The organism is Paenibacillus taichungensis (assembly GCF_013359905.1).
GTDB lineage: Bacteria > Bacillota > Bacilli > Paenibacillales > Paenibacillaceae > Paenibacillus > Paenibacillus taichungensis.
Genome location: NZ_JABMCC010000118.1, coordinates 919,773 through 932,783 on the forward strand (window position 1 = coordinate 919,773; position 13,011 = coordinate 932,783).

The following is a 13,011-nucleotide window of genomic DNA, read 5'->3' on the forward strand; positions in this document are numbered from 1 at the left end:
CCCCTTAGTCATTCGTTATTCTTTTATTTTGTTTTCTGCGATTCTCTCATTTTTCATTACACGTGTGCTTGTAATCCAGCCCTTTTCATTTCTTAGATTCATAAAAAACAAACTCCCATGCTGGGGAAGACGTATGAACGCCTTGCAGTTCGCCCTATCCAACGAAGCGGGAATAGACTCCCATCTTGCGGTTCTCCAATTATGATCATCCACGCACCAATAAAGATTGGCTTCTAGGACAGGAAGGCATGAATCATACCGAACGACAAACCAACCGTCCTCGTGCTTCTCCTCACATATTTCAATAAGCGCAGGTTTCACTTTAACGATGCTGTCCGCAAAAGCGAAGACCTCCTCGCATGCCCATGCCTCCTTATAAGAATGCCCGAGACCCGGGTGAAGGCTTAGTCTGCTGTTGTTAGGATGGCACTCCAGATGCTGTTCATAAGACTTATTAAATATGCTCAACGGAAAATGGGTATCATTACTACCGTTAAGCCATAACATCGGCAAGCGGCTTTCAGACAGATAAGTGGATGGATCCCACAATAGACGAATACGTTCTGCCTCTGCCTCCGGCATCGATGCAAAGCTAAGCCCATAATAGGAACCCGGTTCATGCAGATACCCACAGCCATAAACGGGCATGGCAAAAGAAAGCCTGGTGTCTAACCCCGCAACCAAACTTGTGATGATGCCTCCCCATGAAATTCCTGTTATACCTATACACTGCTTGTCTACACCCTGAAAAGAGCGGAGCAATGAATGAGCCAATATTACAGCGGCTACGGCATGATACATGAATTGATCTTCAACAGGCTGTTCGTAATCTGCAAATACACCCTGTTTCTCGGGGCCACTCCATGAATGTGAAGGCCATTCCATCCGTTCGGTGTGCTCCTCATCCCCGAATGGAACATGCCCTTCCAGATCCACGGCTATCGCAGCATACCCTCGTGCCATCCATTCTTTCACCCAACTGCTAAAAGCTGTTCCCGCACCACCGTGAACCAGAATCACCGCGGGAACTACCTCGTAAGGAGAGACCGGACGCGGAATGCCGTAGTAGGCAAATATGCGAGTAGCCCGACCTTTATATGACACACCCTCATAGAAGCAGGCATGTACGCCGGTATGTTGATCTTCTGAAACCGGGTATAATCGAGGTACTTCAAACAATTGCTCCAGATTCCAAGGCGGCTTTCCAGAAATGGAATATCACCTCTTCTTTACACTGATAATGATTTTCTTTCTCAATACGTATCATATCATTCATTGCTTCCGCTAAACATGGATATTTAAACGGAGTGAACTGGACTTTAGTCAGCCAAATAACCGCATAAAATAGGACAGCGCCCGATCATGCGACCATGCTGAATACTCAAACAATTTTTCTGTCCCCACCTCGTACACATGTCCATGCCGAACTGCTGTCAAACGATTCCACTGTGCGCTGGCCTGAAGCGCCTTCCATTCCCGGGCCGCCTGCTGTGTGGAATCTACCATGATAATCAGCATATCTGCGTCGTATTTTTCCAGAGCTTCTTTAGTCACCGCTTCAAAAACATTGATGTCATCGAGACGATGCGTAGCTGCCAATCTAAAATCATCATAAAGGACCGCGCCAGCATTGCGTTTGCCATATATCCGATATTCCGAATCCGTGATACGCCATATGTTGACGGTAGCTCCACCGATGTTACGTCTTACTTTGCGGTAGACAGCTTCCGCCTTGCCATCGTATTCAGACAGCCACGTCTCCGCCTCCGCCCGATGCTCCATGACTTCTGCAATCATTCGAAGCTGCTCGCGCCAGTCTGCGGATAACCAAGGGATGGCAACTGTCGGCGCAATCTGTTCCAGCTCTTTTCGCGCCCGCTCGGCCAGAATGTCAGTGCAGAAAATAAGCTCCGGCTCCGACGCACGCAATTGATCCACATTTTCTTGCCAGATCTGCCCTTCCCCCAGCTCATAAGAGTGTAGGCGGGTCATTCGGTTGTATAATTCATGATTTGGATAAAAGGCAGCAGCTTTCGGAAGCAGCCCAAGTGCCAGTAAACTGCCCGAGATTGGATCAGAGACACTTGCGATACTATATCTGCGGCTTTTGACAAACGCGTTAGGCGAAAGCCCCATCTTCTGTTTGAATCTGCGGCTAAAATAAAATTCATCTTCATAGCCCACTCGAACCGCGGTCTCTTTTACACCGTCGCCTGACAAAAGGAGCTCCTTGGCCCGTTTCATTCTGACCTCCACCAGATAGGCCGTTGGAGTCTTTCCTGTATATTGTTGAAATGCCCATGAAAAATACCCTGGACTCAGGCCTGCAAGCTTGGCCAATTCATCTCGTTTTAAATCATGATCCAGATGTTCATTCATATAATCAGCAACACGGGCAATCGCAGAAGCGGTAGACTCAACGCTTTCCGGCTTGGCCTCCGCTTCAACAAGTAAAGTCATCAGACCGTATAATGCTGCCTGTCTATTGAAGTGTTCCTCGTCACCAGCGACGTCCAGTTGAAGCAATCGATCACAAGAGAGCGCGAGTTGTTGCGGGTCTTTGCACCAAAACAAACCCTCCATGAAAGCATGGGTAGCGATCATCTGCTGTTCTCCGCCATATTCGTATACTTCGAAACGGACCATACAGCCTTTTAACGCCTGCTCATCTGCCGCCAGCTTGAACCTCTGTCCAGGAGCCAGCAAATAGACTTCCCCTTCGTTCAATCGGGATATGTGTTCGTTCGATACTAAAGTTCCTGAGCCACTTGTACAAAGAATAGCGAAGTGTTCCGCTGTCGCAGCATGAACCATTTCTCCATTCCAGGACACTTCAAACGAATCGATACTGCTATATTTAAGCATCTTGCCTGCCTTTTTTTCATTGACCTTCATGGTAACCCTACTTTCTCCCTCAACATGATGTCCATTGATTGAATTGTTCGAATACCTTAATGATAATGATTTTCAACCAAGATACAAACGAAAAATGTAAAAGACGAATAATAGCCTTACGCTCTCTATCTTGCTGATTGAAAGACGCTCTTTGGATTATGCAAATGCTCAAAACAAAAAAAGCCGGTATCTGCTGTAACAACAGATACCGGCAAAACGCTGCACGACTGCAGCTTTTTTATCGGAAAAAGAAACCCTTAAAATCGGGTGGAAACCCCGTAAAATTACATTACGCTTGAATGCTTTGAACCAATTCAACGACTTGTTCAGCCGTTTGCATATCGAGTGCTTTGGCAGCAAGTTCTTGCATATCTGCACGGGACAGCTTGGTGATCTGACTGCGAGCTGGCAGAATAGATGTTGCGCTCATGCTGAACTCATCCAGTCCGAGACCGAGCAGCAATGGAATTGCTGTTTCGTCTCCGGCCATCTCACCACACATGCCAACCCATTTGCCTTCACGATGCGCTGCATCGATAACCATTTTAACCAAACGCAAAATGGCTGGGTTGTAAGGTTGGTAAAGATATGCCACTCGTTCGTTCATACGGTCAGCAGCCATCGTGTATTGAATCAGATCGTTCGTTCCGATACTGAAGAAATCCACTTCTTTGGCAAATTGATCCGCTAGAACTGCAGTCGAAGGAATTTCGACCATGATTCCGAGTTGAATGCTGTCAGAAACAGCAATACCTTCAGCAACCAGCTTCTCTTTCTCTTCGAGCAAGACAGCTTTCGCTTCACGGAATTCACCAAGTGTTGCGATCATTGGGAACATGACACGCAGGTTACCATGTACGCTTGCACGCAACAATGCACGCAATTGAGTACGGAAAATGTCCAGACGGTCCAGACACAGACGAACTGCGCGGAAACCGAGGAATGGATTCATTTCTTTTGGCAGATCCAGGTATGGAAGCTCTTTGTCTCCACCGATGTCGAGTGTACGAACAACGACAGGTTTACCTTCCATTTTTTCCAGTACCGCTTTGTAAGCATTATACTGAATGTCTTCGGAAGGAAGCTTGTCTCTGCCCATGTAAAGGAACTCGGTACGGTACAGGCCTACAGCCTCACCGCCGTTTTCCAGAACACCCGTTACATCATTCGGTGTACCAATGTTGGCTGCCAGTTCCACATGAACGTTGTCCACCGTTACCGTTGGCTCATCACGCAGTTTTCTCCACTCCGCACGTTGTGCATCGTATTGCTCCTGTTTGGAACGATACTCAGCAATAACATCATCCGTTGGATTAACCAGCACATGACCGTCCAAGCCGTCAACGATAATCATGTCGCCTTGTTTCGCTTGAGCCAGAATGTCCTTGGTTCCAACGACAGCCGGGATTTCAAGCGAACGAGCCATGATCGCAGAGTGAGAAGTACGTCCACCAATATTGGTTGCGAAACCTTTAACATATTGACGGTTCAGTTGAGCCGTGTCGGATGGCGTAAGATCCTCCGCAAGCACGATCACTTCTTCACTGATCTCAGCCGGACTCATGAATTCGATACCAAGCAAGTGATTTAGCACACGTTTGGTTACATCACGCATATCCGCAGCACGTTCCTGCAGGTAAGCACTCTTCATGTTTTCGAACATTTCGATAAATTGCGTTGCTGTTTCGTTCAATGCGAATTCCGCATTAATCTTATCATCTGCAATTTTCGCTTTAACCGGATCAATCAGTTCCGGGTCATTTAGAATGAGCAAATGCGAAGCAAAAATCTCAGCTTTTTTCTCGCCAAGCTCTTGTAAAGTACGCTCTTTGATCGCCTCAAGCTCAGCCTGGGACTTGCCCAGAGCTGAGTCGAGTTTCGCGATCTCTGCGTCAACGTCGTTGATTTCGCGTTTTTCTACAGAGTAGTTGGGATGCTCCAAGATAAACGCCTTGGCGATAGCAATACCCGCCGAAGCCGCGATCCCAGAGACATTAAGCATTAATTTCGCCCAGCCCTTCGTTAACCATAACGTCTGTCAGAGCTTGAAGAGCTTCAGCTTCTCCTTCGCCTTCAACGATAATGCTGATGGTGTCGCCTTGTTCCAGACCCAGGGAAAGCACACCCAGGATGGATTTCAAAGTTACTTTTTTACCGTTAGCTTCTGCAAAGGATTCTGCACCTTTGAATTTGTTTGCTGTATTAACCAGGGCTGTCGCCGGACGTGCGTGGATACCATCTTCGTCTGTAATTCTGAATGTTTGTTGCATTACAATCATCTCACTTTCAATAATTTAGTTTAGGCATTGCATATATTTACACTTGCTTGCCATCGTCGTAACACTTCTTATTTTATCTCAATAATCGGCTGATCGCCAATTTTCAGTAACCCACTTTTCGTAAGCGTCACTGTCGAGCCTTCTGGCAGGTTGGTGAAAATGACCGGAGAGATAATTGACGGAGCGTTAGCTTTCACATACTCCAAATCCACTTCCATAATCGGCTGTCCTGCCGATACTAGGTCGCCTTCCTGCACAAGCACGTTAAAGCCCTGACCTTTCAGCTTCACCGTGTTGACACCTATATGAACAAGTACTTCCTTGCCTCCGTCAGACATAATGCCCACGGCATGTTTGCTTGGAAATACGTTAAACACCTTACCATATACAGGAGAAGTAATCTTGCCATCATGAGGTAGAACAGCAAATCCATCGCCTGTCATTTTCTCAGCAAAGACCGGATCAGGAACGTTTGTGATATCCATCAATTCGCCGTTAACTGGCATAACGATGTCTTCCGCAATAATACGTTCACCTTCTTCACCTTGCGCCTTTTCCTGTTCAGGAGCTGGCTTAGCCACAGCTGCTGGAGCTGGTGCCGGTGTCCGTCCTGCAATGATATCCTGCATTTGAGATTTAATCGTATCTGAACGTGTACCGAAGATGGCTTGTACATTATTACCCACTTCAAGTACGCCAGATGCACCCAATTGTTTCAAACGATCTTTATTTACACTGGATTTCTCATTTACTTCAATTCGCAAACGAGTAATGCAGGCATCCAGATGTTTGATATTTTCTTGTCCGCCGAAGGCAGCAAGAATATTGTGAGGCAGATCATCCGTTGAACCTGAGCCTGCACCACCCGAAGCTGTTTCAGGGGTTGCCTCTTCACGACCTGGTGTTTTGAGGTTGAATTTGCGAATGATCAATCGGAACCCGAAATAGTAGATCACTGCAAGAATCAAACCTACGATGATAACATCCCACCAAGGCGTGCGGTTCGGGATAATCCCGAAGATCAGGAAGTCAATGAATCCACCGGAGAATGTCATCCCGATTTTGACTCCAAGAATTTGCATCGTCATGAAAGACAAACCAGCAAAGATACAGTGTACTGCAAACAGGATTGGCGCTACAAACAGGAATGAGAACTCAAGCGGTTCTGTAATCCCTGTGAGGAACGAAGTCAGCGCAGCTGAACCCATGATCCCTGCAACATACTTTTTGTGCTCCGGTCTTGCTTCATGGTACATCGCAAGCGCCGCAGCTGGCAAACCGAACATCATGAACGGGAATTTACCAACTTGGAACGTTCCCGCTGTGAGATTCACACCATCTCGCAGTTGATTGAAGAAGATTTGCTGGTCTCCACGAATGACATCTCCAGCTTTGTTCACATATTCACCGAACTCAAACCAGAATGGTGAATAGAAAATGTGATGCAGACCGAACGGAATAAGTGACCGTTCTACTACTCCGAAAATGAATGCCGACAATGTCGGACTTGTATCTACCATGAAGTGAGATACAGCATTCAGCCCATTTTGAATCGGAGGCCAGATGATCACCAGAAGCAGCCCGATTAAGAGGGAAACGACTGAAGTGATAATTGGGACAAATCGTTTACCTGCAAAGAAACCGAGGTAAGACGGCAGTTCGATTTTGAAAAATCGATTGTAACATAGCGCGGCGGTAATACCAATGATAATACCTCCGAACACACCTGTACTCAATGTAGGGATACCCAAGATGCTGGCATAGCCCGGTACTTCGCCGATCATGGCTGGCGTAACACCAACAGCCGTACCCAGAGTCACGTTCATGACCAAGTAACCGATGATGGCCGCAAGACCTGCGACACCTTCGCCTCCGGCCAGCCCGACGGCTACACCGACAGCGAACAGCAATGCCAGATTATCAAATACGATCTGACCCGCATTCATCATAATCGTCGCGATTGAGCTTACCCATGGGGTATCTAGCGCTGTTGCATACTGCAGAAAATCTGGATTCACAAGCATGTTACCGATCCCTAGCAATAAACCTGCCGCTGGCAAGATTGCTACAGGTAACATAAGAGCTTTACCTACTCTTTGCAATACACCAAAAAGCTTTTTAAACATTGCGTCGTATCCACCCTTTCTTTTAAATTTTTATGTTGTGATGCAAGCAAGGGAAAACAAAAAAGGCACGAGTTAACAAAGCAAATTGGTCCAACCTTCGGGTATAGCATACCCGGTATAAGGTAAGAACAATCACGCTCTAGATAACTCATGCCTGATCGAATCAGTAACACGTCGTTTGTGTTTATTCAGTTGCTTGATTACGGAGACCATTGTAGCACCACTTCAAAAACGATGCAAGCCTTTACACGAAATTTCTCAAATTAGAGTTCCACTAGTGGAAATATTTCACTTACTCTCTTCTTCTTTCCTTTGATTCAAGCGCTGCAAATGAATGGTTAGATACCCTACTTCAGCAGGGTATACAGGAAGATTCAACCTTTTTTCCATCACCTTCGTTAGCTTCCATGCAAGCGAGTACATTTCAGGATATTCCAACTTCAACAAGGAATCCAATTTATGGATTTCTTCCACTTTGTCTCCCCGACGGACACGCTCCAAGGCAAATCGAAGATGAGTCAGTAACCGGGAATAATCCAGTGACTCGGTCTCAAAAGAATAATCCAGTTGGGTGGACACCAGGCTCACCAAATCGGTTATCAATTGCGAATGCTCGCGAACTTGGGAAATATTTTGGTTGGTCATGGCACTGTAGATGTGAAGCGCAATAAAACCGATTTCATCCATTCCCAGATCTACACCCAGTTTTTCTTTAATCAAACGAACCGCATATTCACCCATGCGATATTCGTCAGGATAAATTTCACGGGTCTCATATAGAAACGGATTCTGGATAACAATCCCTTGTTCTTTCCGTTTTAATGCAAAAGAAATATGGTCGGTCAACGCGATATGAATATGTTCGTTTAAAGGAACATCCGTACGTTCTGCAATATACGTAATGACTTCGTTAATAATTTCGATCAATGCTTCATCCACTTGTGGTAAAAGCTGCTTATACTGCTCCTGCTCCTGTTGGTTTCTCAAAATGAACATCTTCTCCACAGCCATCAGTGGAATAATATCATTTGTTTTCCGATTGAAGCCGATGCCTTTACCAATCACGACAACTTCTCCATGTTCAGGATGCTGTGCAATAATTACATTATTATTTAGCGCTTTGGCTACTTGCAGGCTACTCAATATTTGCACCTCTTTTTCACACCATCTTAGGTGTGATTCAGTCACACCCTAGTAAGAAAGAAAAGACATCCGGAAGCGGGCAAACCGCGCCGGACGTCTCGCTTAAAAAGTAACAAAAATTCGCCTTAAGGTCAATAGAGCATGACTGCTTTATAATTCGTTGTCTTACTCGTCAACTCCAGCTTTTTCCACAATCTTATCGATTATAGAGGGAGTCGTTACAGGTTCACTCTGTTGGATAGCAACCGGTGCTGTTGTTCTAGGCTTGGTGAGACCTTTAATTAACTGCTCCACATCAATGCCGGAGACACTTTTGAGCATCTCGGGAGCTGTCGCCATGAGCTCAGTTACATAATTACTTACACGAGTGGCGCCTTCACCCTTCCCTGTGTCCACAACGGTCAGCTTATCAATCGCGGAGATCGGCTCTGCAATTTTACCAGCAAGTTCAGGCAGCATTTTGACAATGATATCGAGCACGGCAGCTTCGCCGAACTTTTGGAACGCCTCGGCCAGTTTTTCTTTCGCTTCTGCTTCAGCCAGACCCCGGAGACGAATGACCTCTGCATCCGCTGTACCTTTGGCGCGTTCAGCATCCGCCATCGCTTGACCTTCAAGACGCTTCTGCTCAGCAGTAGCTTTTGCATGCGTTTCAATGGAGTACTGTACTGCATCGGCTTCACGCATTCTTTTGGCTTTATCCGCTTCGGCAGCCTGCTCCACCGCATAACGATCCGCTTCCGCCTTTTTCTTCACTTCAGCATCATATTGTTTCTCACGTACGATAATTTCTTTCTCTTGCAGATCAATCTCACGTTCTTTACGAACGAGTTCAACTTTCATTTCTTCCTCCACCACGGTTTGTCTCGCACGTGCTTCGTGAATATGGTACGCCTGATCCGCTTCCGCTTTAGCAGTATCCTGATCCCGCTTAAACGTCGCTACTTTCAGTTCCTTCTCTTTTGCAGCTTCAGCGATATTCGTATCACGCAGCAACTCTGCTTTTTGCCCTTGCTCTTCCGCATTGGCCTTCTGAATACGCGCATCCCGCATCGCTTCCGCTTCCGCAATTTCAGCATCCCGCTTGACGGCTGCTATTCTCGGTTTACCGAGGGCATCCAGATAACCTTGTTTGTCACGAACATCTTTAATAGTAAAAGAGACAATTTGCAGTCCCATTTTTTTCAGATCTCTGGCAGCTACACCTTGAACCTCTTGTGCGAAGCGATCGCGGTTACGGTATACTTCTTCCACCGTCATCGTTCCGAGGATGGCCCGCAAATGCCCTTCCAGAACTTCCTGTGCTTCGCCTCTTAACGATTCTACCGGCTTACCGATGAATTGCTCGGCTGCAGTAGCCACATCTTCTACGGAGCTTCCAACCTTGATAATGGCGACACCATCGGCAATGACCGGTACGCCTTGTTCCGTGTATACTTCCGGTGTGGAAACGTCCAGCTTATGGGACAACAGCGAGATAAACTCTGACTGCTGGAACACTGGCAAGATAAATGCGCCGCCTCCACGAACAATTTTAATTTTTCGTCCGGAGTCATCGTCGGAAATATTTTTGCTTCCAAGGAATGAACCCGTAACGATCATGGCTTCATCCGGCCCAACCGTTTTGTATCTCGCCCAGAACGCCAAACCAAGAATCAGAATAACACCGACAACAATTGCAGGAATCAACAAAACATCCATATCCAAATTCAAATCACCCATTCCACATCTCTCCCCTTATTCATATATGACTGCTTACACTGCTAACGGTTAAACTTCCTTAAACATCTTTAAGTACATCTTCATCCCATTCCGATACACGCAGCACACCTTCGGTTACATCCACAACTACAACACGCGCTCCCGCCGCAATGGGACGATGTTCAAAGCTGGATGCCGTGTGCACCGTATTACCGGCAGCAATCTTGATCATGACTTCACCAAAACCTTTTTCCGGTACCGGAATGGTGATTTCTCCAATTTTCCCGGAGAGCTCTTTCATGGAAAACGCAATGGAAACGTCACTGTTACGCATCGGCTTGATATATGCAAAGAATACCAGCATGGCTGCAGCAATACCTATAAGCAGGGATAGTATCAGTGCCGAAATTGCACTTATCGAGCTATAACGTGTCAGCATAATACCGGCTCCGCCAAAGGTGGTTATAGAACCAGCCAGCACAACAGGTTTGAAAAAATCAAGGCCTGGCAATTCAAAGGCCCCGTCCAGCAAGCCATCAATCAAGTCACCTAGCACAAGGCTGACGACTGCAAATATGGCTCCTCCGATTAGACACCCCCAATAGATTGACTCCATTCCCTGTTCCTCCTCTCTTCTGCCGCAATTCCATCCAACTGGGCATTCCTCATGTAAATAAATACGTAGCAAGGTGCCGTTATGTTTCAAAATATTTCCTCATTTGTATCCTAGACCCGATAATGGTTATTCTCACAGTAATATGGTCCAGTTCCTGGAACATTCTCCAATTCGCTCTTATTCACAACAAAAAACCGCAAATCCCCGTTAAGGAGACGTGCGGTTTCAGATCATATTATTGTGTTTTTATGTTTTATATTTACAGAGAAGCCTTGTAGATGGATACAACATCTTCACGTTGCAATTTTTTGAAGTTACCAAATGGGCCGAAGAGCATGGCTTTGTCAGCCATCACTTCGATTTGGCTGTCATCGATATCATAATCAGCCAGACGGTTAGGCGCACCAATGGATGTCCAGAATTTGCTCAACGCATCAATGCCTTCTTCAGCAATCTGTTTGTCCGATTTACCTTCAGGATTAACTTCGAACACATTGATCGCCAGACGTTTGAAACGATCCACATTTACGTCCACATTATGCTTCATCCAATGCGGGAACAGAATCGCGAGCCCTCCGCCATGCGGAATATCATACACTGCGGATACCGCGTGTTCAATATTGTGAGTAGCCCAGTCACCAGCGAGACCCATGTTCAGTACGCCGTTCAATGCCATCGTTCCGCAGTACAGAATCGTTTCACGCAGTTCATAGTTCTCCAGGTCTTCAACCAGACGAGGCGCTGCATCCATAACTGTGCGCAGAATCGTCTCACAGAATCCGAGTTGGACCGGTGTGTTGGCATCCAGATGGAAGTAATGCTCCAGTACGTGGGACATCATATCAACCATGCCATAAACCGTCTGGTCCAAAGGAACGGTATATGTATTTACCGGATCAAGGATCGAGAACGCAGGGAACGAATACGCACTGCCCCAGCCCAACTTCTCCTGTGTATCCTGATTCGTGATAACCGAACCGGAGTTCATTTCCGAACCAGTTGCAGCCATTGTCAGCACGGTACCGAGCGGAAGAGCATCTTGTGCAACGGCTTTGCGCTGAGCAAAGTCCCACATGTCGCCGTCATACTTGGCACCTACGGCAATTGCTTTTGCACAATCCAGTACACTGCCGCCGCCTACAGCGAGGATCAGGTCGATGTTGTTCGTTTTGCAGAGGTCTACACCTTTGTGCACCGTCGAGAGACGTGGGTTCGGTTCTACACCAGCCAGCTCCGTAACTTCAGCTCCTACTTCCTTCAGCAAACCGATCACCTGATCGTACAAACCGCTGCGTTTGATACTGCCGCCACCATATACAAGCAGAACCCGTTTGCCGTATTTCGGTACTTCAGTTTTCAGTGCTTCCAGCTGACCTTTACCGAAAATCAATCGGGTTGGATTATAAAATTGAAAAGATCTCATATCTATGTCGCCTCCAATGGAGATTCATATTTTAGTGCAACTCCCATTATAGTACCCCGATTATACAAAAACAAATCGATAGTCACTCACTTTATAGCAACCCGTTGATTTGCAAGTGTGCACGGAACATTTCACTGGTTGAAGGCAGGCTTTCCTTATCCACCCATGTCTCAGACGACCATAATCCCGCTTGTTTAAACGCTCGTGGACAATGAATGAAGCATTCTTCCACATCCACAATGACAGCTGCCCCAATGGTTTTACCGCTCCAGCCCATACTCGCGATAAATTCTTCATCCTTGGTAATGGACGCTGTACCATTAATGCGCAGCACTTCATTCAGACCCGGAATCAGAAAGATCATGCCAACTCCTGGGTTGGACAAAATGTTTAATAACGAGTCAATTCGGCGATTGCCTGGACGTTCAGGATAGACAAGCCGATACGGATCTATTACTTTTACAAATCCTGCTCCATCTCCCCTGGGAGATGCGTCACTCTTTCCTTCGCGATCGGAAGTGGAGAGGAAAAATAAAGGAGACAGCGATATAAAATTTTGAACATGTGAATCTACAAATGAAATTGCCTTGTTACGTACATGTTCGTGAGGTTCACCCACCATATTTTGCAATTCCTCGGCATCGGTAACCAATGGTAAATTCAAAGCCTTTTTTTTCATTTTCGTATCCCCTTTTTTATAAAATGATAAGGAGCACCCATGACTTCTTTTCTTCTAAACATTATACATGTGTACATCGTAAAGAAGTATTTTTCCGTTTCATTTTATCCCTCTGTCCGAATATGCTGCCATATGGATTATTAAACAAA

Annotated in this window: 10 protein-coding genes; all 10 read right to left on the reverse strand. The window is 46.2% G+C overall.

The window, feature by feature from the left end; all coding sequences use genetic code 11:
• Positions 1-15: 15 nt before the first annotated feature.
• The 10 genes from HP548_RS27300 to HP548_RS27345 all read right to left on the reverse strand — a co-directional run bounded on the left by HP548_RS27300 (position 16) and on the right by HP548_RS27345 (position 12,862).
• Positions 16-1,179, reverse strand: a complete 1,164-nt coding sequence (locus HP548_RS27300; protein WP_175383378.1) for an alpha/beta hydrolase family protein — start codon at positions 1,177-1,179, stop codon at positions 16-18.
• A gap of 144 nt (positions 1,180-1,323) precedes the next feature.
• Positions 1,324-2,895 (reverse strand): AraC family transcriptional regulator, encoded by a 1,572-nt coding sequence (locus tag HP548_RS27305; RefSeq protein WP_175383379.1) that lies wholly within the window; start codon positions 2,893-2,895, stop codon positions 1,324-1,326.
• Between the two features lie 289 nt (positions 2,896-3,184).
• Positions 3,185-4,897 carry a phosphoenolpyruvate--protein phosphotransferase gene (gene ptsP, locus HP548_RS27310; protein ID WP_076287787.1) on the reverse strand — a complete coding sequence of 571 codons (1,713 nt, stop codon included), beginning with the start codon at positions 4,895-4,897 and terminating at the stop codon, positions 3,185-3,187.
• On the reverse strand, positions 4,890-5,165 hold the full coding sequence (locus tag HP548_RS27315; protein ID WP_036617010.1) for an HPr family phosphocarrier protein: 276 nt from the start codon (positions 5,163-5,165) through the stop codon (positions 4,890-4,892). Before HP548_RS27315 ends, ptsP begins: the two co-directional genes overlap by 8 nt.
• A gap of 77 nt (positions 5,166-5,242) precedes the next feature.
• Positions 5,243-7,300: a glucose-specific PTS transporter subunit IIBC gene (ptsG, locus tag HP548_RS27320; protein WP_099856815.1), complete on the reverse strand. Its 2,058-nt coding sequence runs from the start codon at positions 7,298-7,300 to the stop codon at positions 5,243-5,245.
• Positions 7,301-7,588: 288 nt separating this feature from the next.
• Positions 7,589-8,443, reverse strand: coding sequence for a glucose PTS transporter transcription antiterminator GlcT (gene glcT / locus HP548_RS27325; RefSeq protein ID WP_063566872.1), 855 nt, complete (start codon positions 8,441-8,443; stop codon positions 7,589-7,591).
• Positions 8,444-8,608: 165 nt separating this feature from the next.
• The gene (locus tag HP548_RS27330; protein WP_076287785.1) at positions 8,609-10,165 is read right to left on the reverse strand and encodes a flotillin family protein; all 1,557 of its coding nucleotides are present in this window, start codon (positions 10,163-10,165) and stop codon (positions 8,609-8,611) included.
• A 58-nt stretch (positions 10,166-10,223) separates the two neighbouring features.
• On the reverse strand, positions 10,224-10,760 hold the full coding sequence (locus HP548_RS27335) for a protease (protein WP_063566870.1): 537 nt from the start codon (positions 10,758-10,760) through the stop codon (positions 10,224-10,226).
• 259 nt (positions 10,761-11,019) lie between these two features.
• The gene (locus HP548_RS27340) at positions 11,020-12,183 is read right to left on the reverse strand and encodes an iron-containing alcohol dehydrogenase (RefSeq protein ID WP_076287784.1); all 1,164 of its coding nucleotides are present in this window, start codon (positions 12,181-12,183) and stop codon (positions 11,020-11,022) included.
• Between the two features lie 91 nt (positions 12,184-12,274).
• A complete protein-coding gene (locus HP548_RS27345) occupies positions 12,275-12,862 on the reverse strand; it encodes an MSMEG_1061 family FMN-dependent PPOX-type flavoprotein (protein WP_175383380.1) in 588 nt (195 codons plus the stop codon).
• Between the last annotated feature and the right edge of the window lie 149 nt (positions 12,863-13,011).